The organism is Roseomonas sp. KE2513, from assembly GCF_016107305.1.
Lineage (GTDB): Bacteria > Pseudomonadota > Alphaproteobacteria > Acetobacterales > Acetobacteraceae > Roseomonas.
Window position 1 is genome coordinate 1 of the sequence record NZ_RCVR01000033.1, and the last position, 22,347, is coordinate 22,347.

At 68.6% G+C, this 22,347-nt stretch carries 19 protein-coding genes, 1 tRNA gene and 1 pseudogene; 7 read left to right on the forward strand and 14 right to left on the reverse strand.

What is annotated here, in order from left to right; translation table 11 throughout:
• Positions 1 to 143 precede the first annotated feature (143 nt).
• From D9599_RS23440 to D9599_RS23450, 3 genes are all read left to right on the forward strand, one after another.
• Complete coding sequence (locus tag D9599_RS23440; protein ID WP_198383724.1) at positions 144 to 536, forward strand: MarR family transcriptional regulator; 393 nt, start codon at positions 144 to 146, stop codon at positions 534 to 536.
• 385 nt (positions 537 to 921) lie between these two features.
• Positions 922 to 1,212 (forward strand): hypothetical protein, encoded by a 291-nt coding sequence (locus tag D9599_RS23445; RefSeq protein WP_198383725.1) that lies wholly within the window; start codon positions 922 to 924, stop codon positions 1,210 to 1,212.
• Between the two features lie 634 nt (positions 1,213 to 1,846).
• A complete protein-coding gene (locus D9599_RS23450; RefSeq protein ID WP_198383726.1) occupies positions 1,847 to 2,365 on the forward strand; it encodes a DDE-type integrase/transposase/recombinase in 519 nt (172 codons plus the stop codon).
• 74 nt (positions 2,366 to 2,439) lie between these two features.
• On the opposite strand, the gene katG is transcribed toward D9599_RS23450, so the two are convergent.
• Positions 2,440 to 4,674: a catalase/peroxidase HPI gene (gene katG / locus D9599_RS23455; protein WP_198383727.1), complete on the reverse strand. Its 2,235-nt coding sequence runs from the start codon at positions 4,672 to 4,674 to the stop codon at positions 2,440 to 2,442.
• A gap of 392 nt (positions 4,675 to 5,066) precedes the next feature.
• Between katG and D9599_RS23460 the strand changes: the two are divergent.
• Positions 5,067 to 6,019: pseudogene (locus D9599_RS23460) on the forward strand (IS5 family transposase).
• A gap of 1,352 nt (positions 6,020 to 7,371) precedes the next feature.
• Here D9599_RS23460 and D9599_RS23465 read toward each other — a convergent pair.
• From D9599_RS23465 to D9599_RS23495, 7 genes are all read right to left on the reverse strand, one after another.
• Positions 7,372 to 7,447: transfer RNA gene (locus D9599_RS23465), tRNA-Glu, on the reverse strand.
• Positions 7,448 to 7,526: 79 nt separating this feature from the next.
• Positions 7,527 to 8,204 carry a hypothetical protein gene (locus D9599_RS23470; protein ID WP_198383728.1) on the reverse strand — a complete coding sequence of 226 codons (678 nt, stop codon included), beginning with the start codon at positions 8,202 to 8,204 and terminating at the stop codon, positions 7,527 to 7,529.
• Positions 8,205 to 8,326: 122 nt separating this feature from the next.
• Positions 8,327 to 10,108, reverse strand: a complete 1,782-nt coding sequence (gene recJ / locus D9599_RS23475) for a single-stranded-DNA-specific exonuclease RecJ (protein WP_232480824.1) — start codon at positions 10,106 to 10,108, stop codon at positions 8,327 to 8,329.
• Positions 10,101 to 11,093: a class II fructose-bisphosphatase gene (glpX, locus tag D9599_RS23480; RefSeq protein ID WP_198383729.1), complete on the reverse strand. Its 993-nt coding sequence runs from the start codon at positions 11,091 to 11,093 to the stop codon at positions 10,101 to 10,103. Before glpX ends, recJ begins: the two co-directional genes overlap by 8 nt.
• Complete coding sequence (locus D9599_RS23485; protein WP_198383730.1) at positions 11,090 to 12,376, reverse strand: homoserine dehydrogenase; 1,287 nt, start codon at positions 12,374 to 12,376, stop codon at positions 11,090 to 11,092. The genes glpX and D9599_RS23485 overlap by 4 nt, the downstream gene beginning before the upstream one ends.
• On the reverse strand, positions 12,373 to 13,602 hold the full coding sequence (locus tag D9599_RS23490) for an LL-diaminopimelate aminotransferase (RefSeq protein WP_198383731.1): 1,230 nt from the start codon (positions 13,600 to 13,602) through the stop codon (positions 12,373 to 12,375). The genes D9599_RS23485 and D9599_RS23490 overlap by 4 nt, the downstream gene beginning before the upstream one ends.
• A gap of 59 nt (positions 13,603 to 13,661) precedes the next feature.
• Positions 13,662 to 14,261, reverse strand: coding sequence for a hypothetical protein (locus D9599_RS23495; protein WP_198383732.1), 600 nt, complete (start codon positions 14,259 to 14,261; stop codon positions 13,662 to 13,664).
• 707 nt (positions 14,262 to 14,968) lie between these two features.
• Here D9599_RS23495 and D9599_RS23500 point away from each other — a divergent pair.
• Positions 14,969 to 16,711: an alpha/beta hydrolase gene (locus tag D9599_RS23500; protein WP_232480829.1), complete on the forward strand. Its 1,743-nt coding sequence runs from the start codon at positions 14,969 to 14,971 to the stop codon at positions 16,709 to 16,711.
• Positions 16,712 to 16,778: 67 nt separating this feature from the next.
• Here D9599_RS23500 and D9599_RS23505 read toward each other — a convergent pair whose 3' ends face one another.
• From D9599_RS23505 to rplM, 6 genes are all read right to left on the reverse strand, one after another.
• Positions 16,779 to 17,426: a hypothetical protein gene (locus tag D9599_RS23505; RefSeq protein WP_198383733.1), complete on the reverse strand. Its 648-nt coding sequence runs from the start codon at positions 17,424 to 17,426 to the stop codon at positions 16,779 to 16,781.
• Between the two features lie 67 nt (positions 17,427 to 17,493).
• The gene (locus D9599_RS23510) at positions 17,494 to 18,048 is read right to left on the reverse strand and encodes a hypothetical protein (protein WP_198383734.1); all 555 of its coding nucleotides are present in this window, start codon (positions 18,046 to 18,048) and stop codon (positions 17,494 to 17,496) included.
• Positions 18,049 to 18,058: 10 nt separating this feature from the next.
• Positions 18,059 to 18,583: a gamma carbonic anhydrase family protein gene (locus tag D9599_RS23515; RefSeq protein ID WP_198383735.1), complete on the reverse strand. Its 525-nt coding sequence runs from the start codon at positions 18,581 to 18,583 to the stop codon at positions 18,059 to 18,061.
• Complete coding sequence (gene argC / locus D9599_RS23520) at positions 18,580 to 19,539, reverse strand: N-acetyl-gamma-glutamyl-phosphate reductase (protein WP_198383736.1); 960 nt, start codon at positions 19,537 to 19,539, stop codon at positions 18,580 to 18,582. Before argC ends, D9599_RS23515 begins: the two co-directional genes overlap by 4 nt.
• 140 nt (positions 19,540 to 19,679) lie before the next feature.
• Positions 19,680 to 20,174, reverse strand: a complete 495-nt coding sequence (gene rpsI, locus D9599_RS23525; RefSeq protein WP_198383737.1) for a 30S ribosomal protein S9 — start codon at positions 20,172 to 20,174, stop codon at positions 19,680 to 19,682.
• Positions 20,175 to 20,176: 2 nt separating this feature from the next.
• Positions 20,177 to 20,662 (reverse strand): 50S ribosomal protein L13, encoded by a 486-nt coding sequence (rplM, locus tag D9599_RS23530; RefSeq protein ID WP_198383738.1) that lies wholly within the window; start codon positions 20,660 to 20,662, stop codon positions 20,177 to 20,179.
• A gap of 132 nt (positions 20,663 to 20,794) precedes the next feature.
• Here rplM and D9599_RS23535 point away from each other — a divergent pair, with 132 nt between their 5' ends.
• On the forward strand, positions 20,795 to 21,487 hold the full coding sequence (locus D9599_RS23535; protein WP_198383739.1) for an extensin family protein: 693 nt from the start codon (positions 20,795 to 20,797) through the stop codon (positions 21,485 to 21,487).
• Positions 21,484 to 22,347, forward strand: coding sequence for an SDR family oxidoreductase (locus D9599_RS23540; RefSeq protein WP_198383740.1), 864 nt, complete (start codon positions 21,484 to 21,486; stop codon positions 22,345 to 22,347). The genes D9599_RS23535 and D9599_RS23540 overlap by 4 nt, the downstream gene beginning before the upstream one ends.

Sequence of the window (22,347 nt, forward strand, 5' to 3'; positions counted from 1 at the left end):
TCTCGTCCGCAGCCGCAGGAGCACGAAGCCGCTCGCCTGAGCCGAGGCTTCAGCGAGGCATCACCGCGCCACCTGCGAGTGACGCAACAACGGCTGGGTGCCTAAGCACCCGGCCCCTTCGGGAACCTTGAGGTAGGAGATCGATGATCGTGCAAGGCACGCCCGACCAGTTTATCGAGATCCTACGGGAGACCATTGTCTCCCTCGTTCGCCGTGATGGACCGGACCTCACGGCACGGCAGCTCAGCATCTTCTTAATCGTCCATCTCGGCGAGGGACCGCATACCGTTCGCGGCTTGGCCTCGGCGCTGAACGTCCCGAAAGCCTCAGTCACCCGCGGGTTGGACCGGCTGAGCAAGTTCGAGCTCACCCGCCGCAAGACCGACCCGCAGGACCGCCGCTCCGTGCTCGTACAGCGCACGAGCAAGGGCACCGCCCTGGCGCGCGAGATACAAGCCATCATGGGCGAGGCCGCATCCGCGATGGAGCAAAAGCCTAGCTCGAGGAAGGGATATGCTGGCGGCCACACGCACTGACTAAGCAGACGACGTCGGTTTGCGCCGATCAAGACATGAACCTGATTGTGTTAGCCGCCATGCTCTCCAGGAAAGGAAGATCTGTGCTCAACATGCTGCGTCAATGCACTGCGCTCGTCATAGACGTGCTGACGTTTGACGAAGCTGCACATCTTTTTCGATCCCATCGACCCAGGGAGGATAGCATGCGGCATAAGCCTTCGTACCGTCTGCCGTCGATGCTGCGGCGCCTAACGGTCAGGCCGGAGAGGATTGCAAACCAGGGGATGAGATCACGGATTGCAAAGTACGGGCTGTTCAGAACATCGGCAGGTGAACAAAGGCGACTGCCGATGGTGGCGCCCCGCCGCTCCTGACCCGCAATCTCTGGCAAGGGACACATCCGATGCTCAAGGCTGCTGATCCGATCACCACCCTGTCCGACCGCTTCCACGATGCGCTCGACCAAATGCGAGAAGCAGACCCCGAGCTGAGCAAGGAAGAGTTTGCCGTTCTCTTGGAGGAAGCGCTCGCTGCTGTCCGTGCATTAGCGTCCGTCCGTGCTGAGACATGGCAGCAGCACGCGGAGAAGCTGATCGTAGCGGGCCGCGTCCGCGAGGATCTCAGGTCTAGCACCGCCGAGGTGCTGATCAGATCCTGCATCTCTGATGCCATCTTCCTGTCAATGCTAAAATGAGCTACGGCGCGCACGACGTCCATCAAGGCGCTGATCAGGTGCTCGGATGCGATTGGATTCAGAAGCGCAGGTGCGGCAGGGTGGCACCGTTAAGTTGGCCTGCCGCCAGCTTACCGCAGCGGCTCACTTCCGGGTAGGCGGGTGGCCGCCCCCCCGCCCGCTGCGCGGTGAGCCGCTGGAGCGGAAGATTGCGGTTCTGGAGGGCGACCGCTCTTTGGACCGCTGGGGGTTGAGGCGGTGAGTCAGGTCATCTCCCTAGCCATGAGCCACGCCTACGGCCTGGCCCGGGTCGCTCGGGTTTGGCATCTCTCCCGCGCCACAGCTTACCGCCATTGCGCGGCGCCCGCCCCCCGGCCCTGGCCGGTCCGCCACGCCGAGCCCCAGTCGATGCCTGCTCCGATGCCGCGTTGCTCGAGCACCTTCGCGCCCAGACCCTCGGCTCGCGCGCATGGCGAGGGCTACCGGAGATCTCGGTCCGCCTGCGTCATGCCGACATCCGCATCTCGGCCCGGCTGGTCTGGTGCCTGATGGGTCAGCCCAGGCTGCTAGCGCCGCACCGGGTCGGCCGCCCGGAGAGGCGCGCTTACGAGAAACCATCACCACCACGACCTCGGACGTGATGTGGAGAACGGATATGACTGAGACGGTCACCCTGAAGCAGGGCCGGGATCGGGTGTTCGTCGCCGTTGACTACTGCTCCGGCGAGCGCATCGGCCGCCATGCCGCCCGTTCAGCTAACCTCTTCAAGGCGCTTGAGCCAGTGCGCCAGAGTGTGTTGCGCCTCTTCGGCCGCATCGAGAAGGACGCAGCCAGGAGTCTCGCCCTGCGCCACGACCACGGCTTCAACCACATGTCAGGCGACTTCCGACACGAGATCGCCTCCCTCGGCATCGAGAGCTCGCGCTCCTTCGTCCAACAGCCAGAGGGCAACGGTGCCGCCGAACGCTTCATGCGCAGCCTGAAGGAGAACTTCCTTTGGGTGCACACCTTCGACACCATCGAAGAGCGATGCCGCGGCTTGCAGGAGTTCGTCCCCCACTACAGCGCGGCCTGGCTCGTTGCCCGGCACTGCTACCGTACCCCGAACCAGATCCGCGCCGAGCACCGCAGCCTTGCTCAATGCTCGTCGGCCAACCTACCCTTGGCCGCCTGAGTAGCGCAGCCAGCTGCCTCATCAGCCGGACGCACTACAGTTCCGCCATGTCGCCACCTCACGGCACCGACAACTCAGTCTGCAGAAAGCTTCTGGCTGAAAGCGTCGGCAGGCTTCTGCATGTCAAGTCTATCGGCATTCATGACCTTGTTCCACGCTGCCACGAAATCTCGCACGAACTTCTCCTTTGCGTCGTACGAGGCGTAGACCTCCGCCTGCGCGCGCAGCTCAGAATGCGAGCCAAAGATCAGGTCCACACGGGTGGCTGTGTAAGTCGGCTGCTTGGTCTTCCGGTCGAGTCCCTGGAAATGGTTCTTGTCTTCCGTCGCCGTCCACTCGGTCTTCATGTCGAGCAAGTTGGCAAAGAAGTCGTTGGTAAGCGCGCCAACCTTATCGGTGAAGACACCGTCCCTCGAGCCGTCGAAATTCGTGCCCAGCACGCGCATGCCGCCCACCAGCACCGTCATCTCGGGAACGGATAGGCGGAGGAGCTGAGCCTTGTCGACCAGTGCCTCCTCGGGGGCCATGAAGCAGCCGTCCCAGTAGTAGTTGCGGAAGCCGTCGGCTGCCGGCTTGAGTGCCTCGAAGGACTGGGCGTCGGTCCACTCCTCCAGAGCATCCATGCGGCCCGGCGTGAACGGCACCGTCACTTCGACGCCCGCGTCCTTCGCCGCCTTCTCGACGCCCGAACAGCCAGCGAGCACGATGAGGTCGGCCATCGAGAGCTTCTTGCCGCCTTCTGCCGAGCTCTCGAACTCGGACCGGATCCTCTCCAGCTTACCGAGCACGTCGGCAAGCTCGGCGGGCTTGTTGACGTCCCAATCCTTCTGGGGCGCGAAGCGGATGCGCGCGCCGTTGGCACCACCGCGCTTGTCCGATCCCCGAAAAGTCGAGGCCGATGCCCACGCAGTCGAGACGAGTTGCGGCACGGTGAGGCCGCAGCTGAGAATCTTCTCCTTCAGCGCCGCGACGTCCGCCTCATCGACGACCGGATGGTCGAGCGCCGGGATAGGATCCTGCCAGATCAGCGTCTCCTTCGGCACGAGCTTGCCGAGATAGCGACCGACGGGTCCCATGTCGCGGTGAGTAAGCTTAAACCAGGCGCGGGCGAAGGCATCCGCGAATTGGTCCGGGTTCTCCAGGAAGCGACGCGAGATCTTGTCGTATTCAGGATCCGCGCGCAGCGCGAGATCCGTGGTGAGCATCGTCGGGCGGCGCTTCTTGTTCGGATCGAAGGGGTCGGGCACGTCCTCCGGGGCGTCCTTCGCCACCCACTGCTTGGCGCCCGCCGGGCTCTCTGTCAGTTCCCACTCGTACTTGTAGAGGTTTTCGAAATAGCGGTTCGACCACCGGGTGGGCGTCTGGCTCCAGATGACCTCGAGCCCGGAGGTGATGGCATGCGGGCCCACACCCGTTTCGAACTTCGAGCGCCAGCCGAGGCCCTGGTCCTCGATCACCGAGCCCTCCGGCTCGGTGCCGAGGAATGACGGATCGCCGGCACCGTGCGTCTTGCCGAAGGTATGGCCGCCCGCGATCAGGGCGACCGTCTCCTCGTCGTTCATTGCCATGCGGCCGAAGGTCTCGCGTATGTCGCGCGCCGAGCCGGCCGGATCGGGCCTGCCGTTAGGGCCCTCGGGATTGACATAGATGAGACCCATCTGGACAGCACCGAGCCCGGGGTGGAGCTGACGCTCGCCCGAGTAGCGTTCATCGCCCAGCCAGGTACCCTCGGGGCCCCAGAACAGCTCCTCGGGCTCCCAGGTGTCGGCGCGGCCGCCGGCGAAGCCGAAGGTCTTGAAGCCCATGGATTCAAGCGCGACGTTCCCGACGAGCACGAAGAGATCCGCCCAGGAAAGCTTGCGGCCGTACTTCTGCTTGATCGGCCACAGGAGGCGGCGCCCTTTATCAAGGCTCGCGTTGTCAGGCCACGAGTTGAGCGGCGCGAAGCGCTGCTGGCCGCCGCCGGCGCCGCCGCGGCCGTCGGTAATGCGGTAGGTGCCGGCAGAGTGCCAAGCAAGACGGATGAAGAGGCCCCCGTAATGACCGAAATCGGCCGGCCACCAGTCCTGCGAGTCGGTCATGAGCGCGGTGAGGTCAGCGATGACAGCATCGAGGTCGAGCGTCTCGAACTCGGCGGCATAATCGAAGTCTCCGCCCAACGGATTCGAGCGCGGCGAGTGCTGATTGAGGCCCGTCAGGCTCAGGTTTTCCGGCCACCACTGACGGTTCGTCGGGCGGCTCTTCCTTCCGGCGCCGTGCATGACAGGGCAGCCGCCGCTCGCGACCGTCTCACCTACCTTCCCATCCATGGTCGGCTCCTGTGCTCTGCTCCTTGCTTGATGCAAGGTAGTAGGGAATAGCGCGGGACAAGTAATTCCGTGTTCAAACTGGTCAGGCACGAACTAGGCCGGACGCTGCGTGCTGACGTCGATTATGACCAAAGCAACGTAGCATTGTAATCTTTTTTATCCCTGGCCGATCGATGACGTGCTCGCTGCCTTCCCCAAGCTCCTCGTCCTGATGAGAGGGCCTCGGCGGTGAGGGGCGATTGACGCAGGCATTCACGCTCGTTCTGAGGCCTCCACTCCGCTCATCAGGCGCCTGCACGTCGTCGGCCTCCTACTTTCGGATTACCTTTCGAGCGGAAGCGAAAGGCTCGTTGAGTAAGGCCTTGTTGCACAAACCTTGCTGGTAGGCCTGCATGAGCAAGGCACTGGCCCGAGGCGGACGCCCGAAGACGCGCTATCGGACACGGAACTGGCGTGAGTACGACGGGGGCCTGATCGCACGGGGTGACCTTACGGTTTGGATCTCACCTGACTTGGCATGGCATGCCGCCGAGGGCACGGGTCGGCGCGGCCGGCCACCAACGTTCAGTGATGCGGCGATTCAAGCGGTGCTGACGATGAAGGTGCTCTTCCAGCTGCCGCTCCGGGCAGCCCAGGGCATGGCGGGCACTCTGATCCGCTGGCGGGGCTGGAATGGCCGATGCCTCATTACAGCACCCTCTCGCGGCGTCAGAAGAGCCTGACCGTCGCTATTCCCTACCGCCCTCGGGGTGGGCCGCTGCACCTCGTCATCGATAGCAGAGGGCTCAAGGTGCTGGGCGAGGGCGAGTGGAAGGTCAGGAAGCACGGTGCCGACAAGCGGCGGATCTGGTGCAAGGTGCATCTGGTGATCGACGCGGACAGCCATGAGGTACGGGCCGTGGAGATGACCGACCACCGGCACGGAGACGGCGAGATCGTGCCGGACTTGCTGGCGCAGGTGCCCAAGGGGGAGCGGATCGGCGTTATCAGCGGTGATGGGGCCTATGACACCCGTGGCGTCTACGAGGCCTCTACCTCTCGCGAGGCGGCCCTGGTTGTGCCACCCCGGCGCAACGGCAAACCCTGGAAGGCGCGAACCACCGGTGCGAAGGAGCGCAACGAGAGCCTGCGCGCCATCAAACGCCTTGGACGTCGTCTCTGGAAGCACTGGAGCGGCTATGACTGGCGCAGTCTCGCCGAGACCGCCATGTCGCGCCTTAAACGCCTTGGCGAGCGACTATCAGCCCGTGATCCAGCCCGTCAGGTTGCCGAGGTCCAAATCCGCTCCGCCATCCTCAACACCTTCAACGCCCTTGGTATGCCCGACACCGTCGCCCGCGCCTGAGCAAAGCGGGAAGGGTAAACACACGCCCCTAGCTTGATTTGCGCAACAGCGCCCTTGAGCACTCTCAACTCGGTGCATTTCGAGGGTTAAACACGCCCAGCAGGTGGTCGCCATGGCGACCTGAGCCTGTCCACTCACCGAGGGCGCACGACGACGCGCGCTCAACTTCGTCACTGTCCCACGCCGAACCGGAGTAGCAACCAAGTTCCATCCTTTCCAGGTGTTGCTGGGGGTGCAGCCAGACCCGCGATGTCGACTTGGGCGCCACACTGGCAGCAACGGAACTTCGCTATGGCTTCCATCCATGTCAGGTCAGGGGAAAGATCCGGCACTAAATCTGCCACGAAGCAGCGTCGCCTCGTGCATGGGCCGGCGCACTGCACCACCAGCTCCCATTGCTTTGCCGGGTCCGCGAACTCTCCCACGGTGCGGTGTAGAGCCTCATGGCCGCGCCAGGCCGGTACGGGCTCGTCTATCGCCATGTGGCCCTTCTCCTGCTGGAGTGGACACAGATCAAGGCTCATGCGGCCGCGGCGAGTTGTTCCATTTCGGCTGAGACTCTGTAGCCACTCACCGAGCAGCCGCGTCTATTTATAAAGTCCTTCAACGACGGCAAACAAGGCGGAACTGAGAACCTGCGGCGTTAGGATCGTCACCTTATGATTACTGTCGCATGGGCAGGCAAAGGGCACAGTCAACTTGGTCGGCCGCCAGCTTGCCCGAGCGGACCACTACCAAAGGGTCGGGTAGGATGACTGCCCTCGTGCTTGCCCCCAGCTCTGCCGGTTATCGCTTTCCGGCCGAGATCAAGCCGCACGGCCTAGCTCTATCACGTGTTCAGCCTGAGCCTGTAGGGCGTGGAGCTGATCGTAGCGGAGCGGGACATCACCGTCACCCACGAGAGCATCCGGTGCTGGTGCCGCAAGCTTGGCTCGGACTTCGCGGCCAAGCTGCGGCCCCAGCCGAAGCCGGGCGATCCTCACTTGGCCACAGATGCTCCACGCCGATGGCTTGGTTCGTGGAGAGCTTCTGCCGCACGATCCAAAGCGCCTTCTCTTTTGGTTTACGCCGTGACCAGGTACTACTACTTGGCCCTCATGTCTGAAGCCGCCGCGTCCGAAGCCGCGGTTAGGTTTCAAGCTGTCACGAAACTGCATCTTGCGGCTCTTAAAGCTGCAGTTCGTCGCCATCCGCGAGCAGCACGGCTCGGCGAAACCAGTAGACCCCGGTTCGTGGATGTCGATGCAAATACATCACGGATGGTATCCGTTGTAGGACTCCTTTGTGCCACTGGGCGCTTGGGAAGCCATTGATTCGCATGTTTCTGTGTACAACAGCCACTTGAGAGCGGCTGGCGTCCCGTACGGGATTCGAACCCGTGTTGCAGCCTTGAAAGGGCCGCGTCCTAGGCCTCTAGACGAACGGGACAGGCCAGAGCCCACCTGAAAGGGGGCGGGGGCGTCACTACAATGCCGAGACGCCGGCGTCCAGCACCCGCGTCGACACGTCAGAGGGCGAGCGGTGTATCGGGCGGCACGAGCGGTGCCCGTGGGGAAGGAGCGGAGGCGGGAGAGGCTGCCGGCTCCGGCCCTGCGGCGGGCGCACTGCCGGCCGCCGTCCCGGACGCTGCCGCGGCAGGGGCGGGCGTGCTGGTGGCTGCGGGCGGGTCGGCCCGCACAGGCGCTTCCACCACCGCAGGGGCTTGGCCGGCAGGCTTGGCCGCCACGGGATCGGCCACGGTATAATCAGGCACGATTCGCGCCTGGGCGCCGGCGATCACGAGCACCTTCTGGCCGATCGGCAGCGGCGGCACGTCGCGCTGCGTAACGTTCACCAGTTCCCCGTTTGTACGGCGGACGATGTATTCGGTGCCACGGTTGTCGTTCACGACGCGCTCGGTCGCGGTGCCCAGCAGGCCGCCGACGAGGCCACCGCCAACCCCGGCCAGGGCGGAGGTCAGGTGGCTGCCGGTCGCGGCACCGCCGACGAGTCCGCCAGCGGCCGCGCCCACCGCCGCGCCCGTCGCGCCGTCGGCGGAGATCGCGACCTCGCGCGCGCCAATGATGACGCCCTGCTGAACCGGATTAACCTGCTGCACCGCGCGCGTGGCATAGGTATCGGCCGAGTAGCTATTGCCACAGCCGGCGAGGAGCAGGAGGGGGAGCAGGAAACGGGCAGGCGGCATGGGCACTCCGCGGTCTGTGCGGCGCGGGGGCCCCGCGCCGTCCCAGGGGTCGGTGGGGGCTCAGGGGGCCGAGTTAAAGCCATGCGGGGTCGCGAACAACCCGGAACCCCTAGATTGGCCTCTCAGGCCGGAGCTGCGTCCTGCACATGAAGGCAGGTTGAGACCTCGCCGTTCCAGCTTTCTGCCCGGAGCACGCCGCAGAGGTGCAGCGGCACCTTGCGCGGGCCCAGCAGAAGCTCGGCGAGCGGTCCCTCCTTCGCGCGGAAGGCCACGGCCTTCAGCCGCGCGCCCCCCTCCCCTTCCAGGAAGAGGCGGATCGTCGCGCCCTCCTTTCCCACGCGGTCCGCGCGCACCACGCGGGCGTGGCGAAGGGCGAAGAGGGGTTCCTCGTTGCCGGTGCCGAAAGGAGCGAGGCGGGCGACCTGCTCCGCCATGGCGGTGTTGGCTGCCGCGACGCTCAGCGTGCCCTCCACCATCAGGGCGGCGGCGTCCGGCAGCTCGGCGGCGCGGGAGAGGCGGTCGTTGAGGAAGGCGCGGACCTCCTCCAGCCGCTCCGCGCGGAAGGAAAGGCCCGCGGCCATGGCGTGGCCGCCGCCCGTCAGCAGCATTCCTGCCTGGCGCGCGGCGATGACGGCAGCGCCCAGGTCGATGCCCGGCACGGAGCGGCCGGAGCCCTTGGCGATACCATCCGCCAGCCCCGCCACGATCGCTGGGCGGTTGAAGCGCTCCTTCACCCGCCCGGCGACGATACCGACGACGCCGGGGTGCCACCCCTCCCCCAGGATGAGCAGCACGGGGTCACCGGCGGCGGCGGCGGCGGCGGCCATGCGAAGAGCGGTTTCCATCACCTCCGCCTCCACCTCCTGGCGGCGACGGTTGGTGGTGTCCAGGCGCTCGGCCATGGCGCGGGCCTCTAGCGGATCCTCCTCCAACAGGAGGCGCAGCGCGAGGTCGCTCTCCCCGATACGCCCGGAGGCGTTGAGGCGCGGGCCGAGGCCGAAGCCAAGGGACTGGGCGCTGGGTATGTCCTTCACCCCTGCCACCTCCAGCAGGGCGGCCACGCCCGGACGGGAGCGGCGAGCCATGACGCGCAGGCCCTGGGCGACGAGCGCGCGGTTGAGGCCGGTAAGGGGCATCACGTCGCAGATGGTGGCGGTGGCTACGAGGTCCAGCAGGTCGAGCAGGGGCGGCTCGGCGCGGTTCTCGAAGAAGCCCGACTTGCGGAGACTGCGGTGAAGCGCGACCGCAGTCATGAAGCAAATAGCACCGGCGCAGAGCGTGCGAAGGCCGGAGTCGCAGTCCAGCCGGTTCGGGTTCACCGTAGCCAGGACTGGCGGCGGTGGGCCCTCGGCCTTGTGGTGGTCCAGCACCACCACGTCCGCCCTTCCCTGCGCCGCCGCCAGCGCGTCATGGGCGGCAATGCCGCAGTCCACGCAGACGATGAGCGTCGCGCCCGCATCGCAAAGCGCAGCGATGGCCGGCGCGTTGGGGCCGTAGCCCTCCTTGATGCGATCCGGCACGTAATGGGTGACGATGGCGCCGAGGTCTCGCAGGACGCGCGTGATCAGCGCGCCCGCGCAGGCGCCATCCGCGTCGTAGTCGGCGAAAACGGCCACCTTCTCCCCCGCCCGCACGGCCTCCGCTAGGCGCTCGGCCGCGCGGTCCATGTCGCGCAGGCAGGAGGGGTCGGGCATGGCGGCGCGCAGCCGCGGCTCGAGGAAGTCGGCCGCGTTCTCCACGCCGACGCCGCGCGCCGCGAGAAGGCGGCCGACGAGTTCCGGCACCGCCAGGCGCTGGGCGATGGCGAGGCCCGTACGAGCGTCGCTCTCGCGCCAGATCCAGCGGCGGCCGGTGGCGCTGCGCGTGACGCCGAGGACGGCGTCCGGGTGCGGAAGATCAGGCAACGAAGACGTTCGGCTTGATGGTGAAGTTGTGGTGCCCCTCGATGTAGCGGACCGTGCCGGTCTTGCTCCGCATGACGATCGAGTGGGTGACCGCGCTGGTGGCCGTGCGCCGCACGCCGCGCAGCATCGCGCCCGTGGTGACGCCGGTGGCGGAGAACATCACGTCACCGCGGGCCATGTCCTCGACGTTGAAGATGCGGTCGGGGTCGGTGATGCCCATGGACTTCGCGCGCTCGCGCTGGGTGTCGTCCTCGTAGATGAGCCGGCCCTGCATCTGGCCGCCGATGCAGCGCAGCGCAGCGGCCGCCAGCACGCCCTCGGGCGCGCCGCCCCAGCCGATATACATATCCACCCCCGCCTCAGGCTGGGAGCAGGCAACGACGCCGGCCACGTCGCCGTCGGGGATCAGCATGATGCGCGCCCCGGCCTCGCGGCAGGCGCGGATGATCTCCTTGTGGCGGTCGCGGTCGAGCGTGCAGACGACCAGGTCCTCGATCGAGGCCTTCTTAGCCTGGGCGAGGTTCCGGAGGTTCTCCTTCGGGCTGGCGTCGATATGCACCACGCCCTCGGGCAGGCCGGGGCCGACGGCCAGCTTGTCCATGTAGATGTCGGGGGCGTGCAGGAAGCCGCCCTTCTCTGCGACCGCCAGGGTCGCGATGGCGTTGGGCATGCCGCGGGCGCAGATGGCGGTGCCCTCCAGCGGGTCCACCGCGATGTCCACCTCGGGGCCGCCCGAGCCGACCTTCTCGCCGATATAGAGCATCGGCGCCTCGTCCATCTCGCCCTCGCCGATCACCACGGTGCCGGTGATGGCGACGCTGTCGAAGGCGCGGCGCATGGCGTCCACGGCGGCACCGTCGGCCGCGTTCTTGTCGCCGCGGCCGATCCAACGGGAGGCGGAGATGGCGGCGGCCTCGGTCACGCGGACCAGCTCCATCGCGAGGTTGCGGTCGCTCTGCAACGGGGCGTCGGGGTTGATGCTCATGGTGTTTCGATCCGGATGAGGGCGGGGGGTTCGAGAACGGCGTCGAGGGCGGCAATGCGGGCCAGGGCCTCGCGCATCGCGACCTCGCGGGCCTCATGCGTGGTGACGACGACCGGCACGGCCTCACCGGGCGCGCGGCCGCGCTGAAGCATCGATTCGAGCGAGATTCCGGCATCGCGCAGCACGCCAGTCACGTCCGCGATCACGCCGGGGCGGTCCACCACCATCAAGCGGAGGTAGTAGGCGCCCGCGTGGCGCTCCATGCCAACCGAGGGAAGCGCGGAGAAGGATTCCGCACCCCAGACCGGCGTGTGGCGACCGCGCGCGATGTCGATGAGGTCGGAAACCACGGCACTGGCCGTGGGGCCCGCGCCGGCGCCGCGGCCGACGAGAACTACGCGGCCGACATGGTCGCCCTCGGCCACCACGGCGTTGAAGACCCCGTCCACAGTGGCCACGGGGTGGCTCGCCGGCACCATGCAGGGATGCACGCGCGTCTCCACGCCCCCTTCCGAGCAGGAGGCGATGCCCAGCAGCTTGATGCGGTAGCCGAGTTCCTCGGCGAGGCGGATGTCGAGCGCGGAGACGGCGCGGATGCCCTCCACATGCACGGCCGCGAAATCGACCGGGCGGCCGAAGGCGAGGGCCGCGAGGATGGCCAGCTTGTGGGCGGCGTCGATGCCGTCCACGTCGAAGGTCGGGTCGGCTTCCGCGTAGCCGAGCTTCTGCGCCTCGCTCAGCGCCTCCGCGAACTCCCGCCCCCGCTCGCGCATCTGCGTCAGGATGTAGTTGCAGGTGCCGTTCAGGATGCCGGTGACGCGGGAGATGCGGTTGCCGGCCAAGCCCTCGCGGATGGCCTTAATGGCGGGGATGCCGCCGGCCACCGCGGCCTCGAAGGCGAGCGGGACGCCGGACTTTGCCGCCTGCTCCGCCAACTCGGCGCCGTGGATCGCAAGCAGCGCCTTGTTGGCGGTGACCACGGGCTTCCCGGCCGCCAGCGCCGCCTGGATGAGCGCGCGCGCCGGGCCCTCGCTGCCGCCAATGGTTTCCACCACCACATCCACGGCAGGATCGTTGGCCAGCGCGACAGGGTCGTCATACCAGCGCAGTCCATCGAGGCTGATGCCGCGGTCGCGCGTGCGGTCGCGGGAGGAGACGGCGGTGACGGCGATGCGCCGGCCCGCGCGGGCGGCCACGATCTCCGCGTTCTGGCGCAGCAGGCCGAGCACGCCCGCACCGACCGTGCCGAGGCCGGCGACGGCAACCGCAAGGGGACGGGTCATGCGCGGACGGCGTCCTCTTTCGCGGCCTCGTCCATGGCGGGCGCGGCGTTGTCTCCCTGCAGGAAGGAGCGGATGCCGCGCAAGCCCTGGCGGATGCGGTGGTTGTTCTCCACCAGCGCGATGCGGACATGGTCGTCGCCGTGCTCGCCGAAGCCGATGCCCGGCGCCACCGCCACCTTCGCGCGGGCGAGGAGCAGCTTGGAGAACTCGACGCTGCCGAGATGGCGGAAGCGCTCGGGGATCGGCGCCCAGATGAACATGGAGGCGTCCGGCGAGGGCACGTCCCAGCCGGCCTGGCGCAGGCCCTTCACCAGTACGTCGCGGCGATCCTTGTAGAGGGCACGCATCTCCGCGATGCAGTCCTGAGGGCCGTTCAGCGCCGCCGTCGCCGCCACCTGGATCGGCGTGAAGGCGCCGTAATCGAGGTAGGACTTCACCCGCGTCAGCGCCGCGATCAGCTTCGGGTTGCCCACCGCGAAGCCCATGCGCCAGCCCGGCATGTTGTAGGTCTTGGACATAGAGGTGAACTCCACCGTCACGTCCTTTGCGCCCTCGACCTCCAGCACGGAGGGCGGCGGGGTGGTGCCGTAGTAAAGCTCCGCATAGGCGAGGTCGGAGAGGATGTAGATCTCGTGCTTGCGGCAGAAGGCGACGAGCTCGCGGTAGAACTCGATGCTTGCCACCAGCGCCGTTGGGTTCGACGGGAAATTGACGATGACGGCCGTGGGCTTAGGCACGGAATGGCGCACGGCGCGGTCGATCGCGCGCAGCATCTCGTCGTCGGGCGTGTAGGGGATCGAGCGCACGGAGGCGCCGGCGATCAGGAAGCCGAACTGGTGAATTGGGTAGGAAGGGTTCGGCACGAGGATCGTGTCGCCCGGGGAGGAGATGGCCTGGGCAAGGTTCGCCAGTCCCTCCTTGCTGCCGAGGGTCGCGATTACCTCGGTATCGGGGTCCAGCTTCACGCCGAAGCGGCGGGCGTAGTAGGCGGCGTGGGCCTTACGGAGCCCGGGAATGCCCTTGGAGGCGGAGTAGCGGTGGGTGCGTGGGTCCTGCACGGCCTCGATCAGCTTCGCCACGATATGCGGCGGCGTCGGGCTGTCGGGATTGCCCATGCCAAGGTCCACCACGTCCTCTGCCGCGCCGCGGGCCTTGGCCTTGGCGGCGTTGACCTCCGCGAAGACGTAGGGCGGCAGGCGGCGGATGCGGTGGAACTCGTCGGTCATGGTCCGGGTGCTCGGCGTTCTGTTCGTCGGGTCGTGGGGATCGAGAATAGCGGGGGCGGTCAGCGCCCGCGAGGCGCGATGGACGGGAAGCTGGGTGGCGCAGCGAGATCGGGTGCCGCGGGGGCGGTGAGCGTGGGGGGCGGCCCGGTGGGGGCCTCCTCCTCGATCCTCGGTGGCTCGGTACCGGGCAGGAGGAGGGTGGCCGGCCCGGCGCCTATGCGCGGGGCGGCGGAGAGGCGCGGCGGCGCGGGCGGCGCGGCTGGCACGGCGGCCAGCCCCTCCGTCGCCGGGCGGTCTGGCACGGGGGCACCTGGGACGATCGGGGCCGCCGCCGCCGCGCGATTGGCGGCCAGCAGCGTGGACAGCTCCGCCCGCGCGCTCGACGGCCCGCGGGAGGGGCGCTGAGGCACGGTCGCCAGGTTTGGGGATCCTTTGTCGAGTCCGGGCGGCAGGGGGCGGCCCGCGAGGGCCTCGCCGTTGATCTGGCGATAAAACTCGAAGACGCTCTCGCCGGGAGAGCCGATGCAGCCGCCGAGCGCCATGGCCAGGGCCAGCGATACGCCGATGCCGGCCGCCTGCGCTGCACGGGAGTGCGCTTGTTTCGCCCCACCCAGGTCCCTAGCTTCGATGAACCGGCTGGCATCCGACCGGGACGGCATGGCCCTCTCTCGCATCGCACGCTCCTCTCTCCGGGGGGTTTGCCGCAGAATGACCGCCGGCGGAAGCCACGTAACGAGAGCTCTACCGGCTGCCCCAGTAGGCGACCGGGTAGAGAGGAGGAAAGCCAGGCATGAGCGACAAGCGGAAGAGCGGCCGGACTCCGTCGGAAGTCGCCCAGTCGGGTGCGGAGGCGCTCGGCGCGACCACACAGGGCAGCCCGCCCGCGCCTGTGGTGGCGAAGTCGGTGCCGAAGGGCCAGCGGGTGAAGGCGCCGGTGGCCCAGGCCGAGGAGGCCGCGCCGGTCGCGCCCCCTGCCTCGTCCCCTGGCTCGCGCGGGGGGAAGGCTGCCGCGCCCGTGCCCCTGCTGCCAGAGGAGGACCAGCGTGCTCCGATGGTGCGAGCCAACCCGCCGGGTGCGGCCATGCCCGCGGCGGAGCCGGAGGCCTCGCGCATCGCCATGGCGGTTGCGGCCTCCTCCCCCTTGCCTGAGTTGCATGCGCCTGCCGCGGAACCGCCTAAGCAGAAGGCCGAGATGCCTGCCGCGGCGCCGCCGCCAAGCGCCGAGGTCCCGCGGCCAGCCGCGCCGCCCACCGAGCCGCCCCCCGCCCCCGCCGCGCCTGCGTCGGCCGCCCCGAAGGAGGTGCCGCCCCCGCCACCCGAGGCGCCAAACTTCCGCCTGCCCGACCCAGCCCTAGTCACCCGCACCATGGCCGACGTGGCTGAGCGCGGGCAGCGCTTGGTGGGCGAGTTCCTGCGCCGCCAGGCCCAGGCCGACGGCCGGCCTAGCGCGGACCCGTTGAACATCGGCAACGCCTTTCTCGAGATGACGACACGGCTGATGTCGAACCCGGCGCGCCTCGTGCAGGCGCAGATCGGCTTCTGGCAGGACTACCTCACGCTCTGGCAGAACACCGCGCGCCGCATCATGGGTGGCCAGGCCGAGCCGGTGATCGCCGAGCGCAAGGGGGACAAGCGCTTCAAGGACGACGCCTGGCGCGAGAACGAGGTCTTCGACTTCATCAAGCAGTCCTACCTGCTCTCCTCCCGCTATTTCACCAACGTGGTGCAGGGTGCGGAGGGGCTGCCGCCGAAGACTGCGCAGAAGGTGGATTTCTACACGCGCCAGTTCGTGGACGCGATGAGCCCCACGAATTTCTGGATGACCAACCCGGAGGTGCTGCGGAAGACCGCCGAGACGGGTGGCGAGAACCTTCTTAAGGGCCTGTCCAACCTTCTCTCGGACCTTGAGCGCGGGCACGGCAAGCTCCGCATCAACATGACAGACGAGAGCAAGTTCAAGATCGGCGAGAACATCGCGGTGACGCCCGGCAAGGTGGTCTACCGCAACGCGCTGATGGAGCTGATCCAGTACACGCCGACCACCGAAACGGTGCTCAAGCGGCCGCTGCTGATCCTGCCGCCCTGGATCAACAAGTTCTACATCCTCGACCTTCGGCCGAAGAACTCCTTCGTGCGCTGGGCGGTCTCCCAGGGCCACACGGTCTTCGTCTGCTCCTGGGTGAACCCGGACGAGTCGCTCGCCGAGATGGGCTTCGACGACTACATGCGCCTCGGCCCCTATGCCGCGCTCGACGCCATCCAGCAGGCGACGGGGGAGCGGCAGGTGAACGCCATCGGCTACTGCCTCGGCGGCACGCTGCTCGCCTCGACTCTCGCGCATATGGCGAAGAAGGGGGATGACCGGGTCGCCTCCGCCACCTTCTTCACGACGATGCTCGACTTCGAGGAGGCCGGCGAGCTCGGCGTCTTCATCGACGAGGAGCAGCTTCAGGCCATTGAGGCGAAGATGAGCCAGCGCGGATTCCTGGAAGGATCGGAAATGGCCGATACCTTCAACATGCTGCGCGCCAACGACCTCATCTGGTCCTTCGTCGTGCAGAACTACCTGCTGGGGCAGGAGCCCTTCCCCTTCGACCTGCTGTTCTGGAACGGCGATTCCACGCGCATGCCGGCCAAGATGCACTCCTTCTACCTGCGGCGGATGTATCAGCAGAACGACCTGGTGAAGCCCGGCGGGGTCGAGCTGGACGGGGTGGCGCTGGACCTGCGCGACATCAAGGTGCCTTCCTACTTCCTCGCGACGCGCGAGGACCACATCGCGCCCTGGAAGAGCAGCTACAAGGCTACTCACCTCTTCTCCGGGCCGGTGCGCTTCGTGCTCGCAGCGTCCGGGCATATCGCAGGCGTGGTGAACTCCCCGGACAGCGGCAAGTACAGCCACTGGGTGCGCGACGGCTCCTTCCCCGAGAAGTCCTCCGACTGGTTTGAGACGGCGACGGAGCTTGCGGGTTCCTGGTGGCCGGACTGGCAGCGCTGGGTGACGGCGCAGGACCGCAGCATGGTGCCCGCCCGCCAGCCTGGTGAGGGCGGCTTGCCCGCGCTGGAGGACGCGCCGGGTAGCTATGTGAAGGTGATGGCGGGCGACTGAGCGGCCCGCGCCGGTGACTTCGGGGGGGGGGGGGAAAGAAAAAGGGTTCTTCCTCTCCCCGCCTTCCTCAGAACGCCAGGGGGATAGGCCCGCGTCCACCGCGATCGGCTGGCACGGGCGTGTCGAAGTCGGCGCTCCAGCCGTTCGTCTCGTCCAGCACCCGCACCCGCTCCGCGAGGTAGGTGGTGGAGATCTCGCCCTGCGGGAGCGGGCCGGGATCGCTGAGGCGGAGCAGGGTGGCATCGCCACCCCGCGGGAAGAGGCTGCTGGGCAGGGCCGCCGCGGCGGCCGCACGGTTCCCGCTCCGCAGGGCTCGATAAGCCGCGGCAAGGGCCGCCGCGAGGCGCGGCGAGTCGGCCAGCGGGTCGGCCCCGAGCGCTCCGCGCATCTCGTCCCGCGCGAGGCCGATGCCGGCGCGCGCATCGGGCGGCACGGCGCTCCAGCGCGCCCTGTTCAGTTCCACCGCCATCCACTCCATCAGCCCGGCGGCCTGGGCGATGCGCCCGGGCTCGTCCTTAATGCCGCTGCTGGCGCCGAGCATCCTCTGGGCCATGATGTTCACGGCAGCGCGGCCGGGCTCCTGGTCTACTGGAAGCAGGCCGGGCGGGACAGGCCAGGGGACGTTCGGCCGCTGAAGCTCCGCGCAGCCGCCGAGCCCAGCCGCCCCCAGCACGATCGGGGAGGCGAGAAGAAGAAGGGCGCGGCGTCGCGTCATGGAAGCATCCGGAACCGTGGGACGCGCAGGATGCCCTGCGCGGCCGCCCCCGTCACCCAAGGGGGCGTCAACGGAGTTCCATGTCGTCGCTACGGCCGAATTCGATGTCGCGCTGCGCGCGGCGGGTGGCGAGGTTGGCCTGGGGCAGGCGGGTGATCGTGCCGAGCCGCTCCAGCGTGTCCGGCGAGAAGACCGGGGGCGGGAGGGCCGCCGTCGCCGCGGCCCGGTCCCCGCGAGCGAGCGCGGCGGCCGCGGCCTCCATCCCGTTCATCACGGCCACTCCCGAGGCGTCGGTCTGGATGCCGAGATAGCGCCGCACCTCGTAGCGGGCGGCACTGAGTGCGGCAGGGGTGCCGGCGCTGAAGTTGAAGAAGCTGCGATCCGCGCCGACTGCGAGAGTGGTCCATTCCAGCCGGCTGACGGCGACGGCGGCGTCCGCGGGCTTGCCGAGAAGGACGCCGGTATTGCCGAAGGCTTCCGCCGCGCCGCTGATGGCATTGCGCGCTGGCGTCTGACCGCCATAGGCGGCCAGCGGCGGCACCGGCGGGACAGTGCCGGAATAGGGCACCGCGCAGGCGCCGAGGAGGAGGGTCAGGCCGAGGGAGAGCGCGGTGCGTCGCATGCTGCGTTTCCTATTCGAGGCTGGCGCGGTGTTCCTTCGCCAGTTCCGCATAATGGGGCGCGGTCCGGTCCCAGCCGGCCCGCTCCTCGGCAGACATGGTGCGGACCAGCCGGGCGGGAGCCCCCAGCCACAATTCGTTTCGTCGGATCACCTTGCCCGGAGAGAGCAGTCCACCAGCGCCCAGCATCCCGCCCTCCTCAATCACCGCCTTGTCCAGCACGGTGGCTCCCATGCCGACGAAGGCGCGGTCCTCCAGGGTACAGGCGTGGATGATGCAGGCGTGACCGATCGTCACGTCCGCGCCGAGGACCGCCGGCATGGTCCCGGCGTTCACGTGGACGATGGTGCCGTCCTGGATGTTCGTGCGCGGGCCGATCCGGATAAAGTTTGTGTCACCGCGCAGCACGCAGCCGTACCAGACGCTGGCATCCTCCCCCAGCTCCACGTCGCCGATCACCGAGGCGGTAGGGGCCACGAAGGCAGTAGGATGAATCGAGGGCCACTTACCCTTGAAGGGGAAAAGAGGTCCGCTCATGCCGCGCGCTCCAGCTGGTTGGCCCCGGATAGGCCGAGCATCAGGTTCATGTTCTGCACCGCAGCGCCCGAGGCGCCCTTGCCGAGGTTGTCGAGACGGGCGACGAGCACCGCCTGGCCGCGCGCCTCGTTGCCGTAGACGCGAAGCTCAACGAGGTTCGTGTTGTTCAGGGCTTCGGGCTCCAGCTTTCCGCCGGGCTCGGCAGGCATCACGCGGACGAATTCCTGGCCAGCGTAATAGGCTGAGAGCGCACTCTCCAGCGCGGCCGGCGAGGGGCGGCCGCTCAGCAGGTCGAGGTGCAGGGGCACGGAGACGAGCATCCCCTGCCGGAAGTCGCCGACGCTGGGCACGAAGATCGGGCGGCGCGTCAGACCGGAATAGTGCTGCAGCTCCGGCAGGTGCTTGTGCTCGAGACCAAGGCCGTAGAGTTCGAAGGCCGGCGCGTCATCGGCTTCTTCGAACGTCGCGATCATCGACTTGCCGCCGCCGGAATAGCCGGAGACGGCATTCACCGTGACAGGGTAGTCGCGCGGCAACAGCCCGGCCTCCACGAGCGGGCGGAGAAGGAGGATGCCGCCGGTGGGGTAGCAGCCGGGATTGGCGACGCGGGGGGCAGCGGCGATCTTCGCGGCCTGGTCGGGCGCGAGTTCGGGGACGCCATAAACCCAGTCCGGGTTCACCCGATGCGCGGTGGAGGCGTCGAGGAGGCGCGGCGCCCGCTCGCCGAGACCGGCAGCGACCGCGGTCGCCTCCTTAGCGGCGGCGTCGGGCAGGCAGAGGATCACGAGGTCCACCTCGGCAAAGAGGTCACGCTTGGCGGCGGGGTCCTTGCGGTGCTCGGGCGGCAGGGAGCGCAGGGTGAGGTCCGATCGGCCCTGGAGGCGCTCGACGATCTGCAGGCCGGTCGTACCGGCCTCGCCATCGATGAAGACGCTCGGGATGCTGCCTTGGGCCATCTTGCTCTCCTGACTCCCGCCCTGGGGAGGGAAGGGATTGGGACTTGGGGTGGGCGGAAACGCAAGAGGGGCGGCCCCTGCGGGCCGCCCCTCCTGATGAACAGTCCAGAACGGACCGGCGTGAGGCCGGCCCGCCGGCTTCAGCGCTTGCTGAACTGGAAGGAGCGTCGGGCCTTCGGCTTGCCGTACTTCTTCCGCTCGACCACGCGCGGGTCGCGGGTCAGGAAGCCGGCCTTCTTGAGGATCGAGCGCAGGCCCGGCTCGTAGTTGGTCAGCGCGCGGGAGAGGCCGTGGCGGACCGCGCCGGCCTGGCCGGAGAGGCCGCCGCCGACGACCGTGCACATCACGTCGAACTGCTGGTAACGGTCGGCCACCAGGAAGGGCTGGGCGATCAGCATCCGCAGCACCGGGCGCGCGAAGTACTTCGAGGCCGGCTTGTCGTTGATCGTGACTGTGCCCTTGCCCGGCATGATCCAGACGCGGGCGATGGCGTTCTTGCGGCGGCCGGTCGCGTAGGCGCGGCCGAGGCTGTCGCGCTTGGGCTCACGGGTGACGGCGGCCTCGGGGCTGGCGGGGGTGCCGGCGACGAGATCCTTGAGGTCGGCCAGCGAAGTGGCGGTGGTCTGCTCGCTCATGCTCAGGCGGCCTTCTTCGCGGCGGCAACGTTCTTGCGGTTCATCGCGGCCACGTCGAGGGGCTGCGGCGATTGGCCGGCATGCGGGTGCTCGGCGCCGGCATAGACGTGCAGGTTGCGCATCTGGGCGCGGCCGAGGTTGTTGCGGGTGATCATCCGCTCCACGGCCTTCTCGAGCACGCGCTCGGGGAAGCGGCCCTCGAGGCCGGCGCGGACGGTACGGCCCTTGATGCCGCCGGCGTAGCCGGTGTGCCAGTAGAAGACCGACTGCTCGGCCTTGTTGCCGGTCACGCGCACGCGCTTGGCGTTGATGATCACGACGTGGTCGCCGCAATCGACATGGGGGGTGAAGGTGGGCTTGTGCTTGCCACGCAGCCGGTCCGCCACGATGGCGGCGAGGCGGCCGAGAACGAGGCCGTCGGCGTCGATGAGGATCCAGTTCTTCTGGACCTCCGCCGGCTTGATCGAGCGGGTCTGGGTTTGCAGCATGATCCGTGTGTTCAGTCAGAAATGTCGGCCGCATATGGCCGGGGCAGCCCAGCGCGTCAAGGAAAAGATGTGTGGTAACATGATACCACAGTACGTCGGGGCCTTGCCGCACCTCTTCGCAAGCACCTTCTGATGTGCCGCTGGCTCCCCCTTCTCCTCCTGCCGCTGCTAGCGGCGCTGGTGCTGCTGCTGCCGCGCGCCGTGGTGCTGCCGCCGGCCTGGGACCCTTGGGCGCCGCTCGACCTGCGGGCGCCGCCGGGCGTCCTGACGCGCTACAAGCTCTCCCGCATGGCGCGGGAGCCCGGGTCCTGCGCGGCCGCCTTTGCGCTTTCCGGCATCCCGCTCCACCAGCTTCCGCCCCAGCCGCTACGGGAGGGTTGCGGCATCGTGGAGCCGGTGAGGCTCGCGAGCGAGCTGCGCTTCCTGCCCTCGGCGCCGGTGGTGAACTGCCCGATCGCGGCGGCCTGGGTGGTCTTCGAGCGGCACGGGTTGCAGCCGGCGGCGCTTGCCTCCCTCGGGCAGCGGGTGACGGGGGTGCGGCACCTCGGCACCTACAACTGCCGCAACGTCTACGGCCAGGAGGGAGGGCGGCGCAGCCAGCACGCGACGGCGAACGCGATCGACATCGCGGGCTTCACCCTGGCGGATGGCCGCAGCGTGGGACTGCCACGGGACTGGAACGCGCCGGATCAGGCGGGCGATTTCCTCCGCCGCGCGCGGGATGCGGCGTGCCGGGTCTTCGCGACGGTGCTCGGGCCGGACTACAACGCCGCCCATCGCGACCACTTCCACCTTGACCGCGGGGGCTGGGGAACATGCCGATGAGCACCGGGCCCATCGCCGTCATCGGCGCCTCCGGAAGGTCCGGGCTGGCCCTCTGCCGCGCTCTGGCGGCCGAAGGGATCGGCTTCCTGCCGGTGGTGCGCCACGCGGAGCGATGGGCCGTGACGGGGATGCCGGGCGCGCCGCGGATCGCCGACCTGCGTGACCCCGACACCCTGCGGGCCGCGTTGGAAGGGGCGGCGCGCGTCGTCTCCTGCGCCCATGCGCGCCACGCGCCCGCCATCCTCGCCGCCGCCCCGCCCGCCGCGCCGCTGGTGCTGATGGGCAGCACCCGCCGCTTCTCCCAGTGGCGCGACGACCATGGGGACGGGGTAAGGCAGGGCGAGGCGGCGCTGATGGAGAGCGGCCGGCCCGGCGTGATCCTGCACCCCACGATGATCTACGGCGCGGAGGGGGAGGACAACGTGCAGCGCTTGGCTACCCTGCTCCGCCGCCTTCCGGTGGCCCCCCTGCCCGGCGGCGGCACCTCCCTCGTGCAGCCGATCCACCAGTCGGACGTCACGCGCTCCCTGATGGCAGCGCTGCGGCGGGACTGGGAGCGGCCGGAGGCGGTGGTCGTGGCGGGGCCGAGGCCGGTCCGCTACGCCGATTTCCTCCGCGCCGTCTGCCGGGCCGCCGGGTTCCGCCCGCCGCGCGTGGTGCCCTTGCCGCTCGGGCCGCTGCTGGCGCTGGTGCCGCTGCTGCGGGTGGTGCCCGGCCTGCCGCGCATCCGCGCGGCCGAGCTGCGCCGGCTGACGGAGGACAAGGCCTTCGACATCGGCCCGATGCGCGCGCTGCTGGGCGTGGAGCCGATCGGCCTGGATGAGGGTCTGGCCCTTACCTTCTCGCGCGGGGTTGCCTGA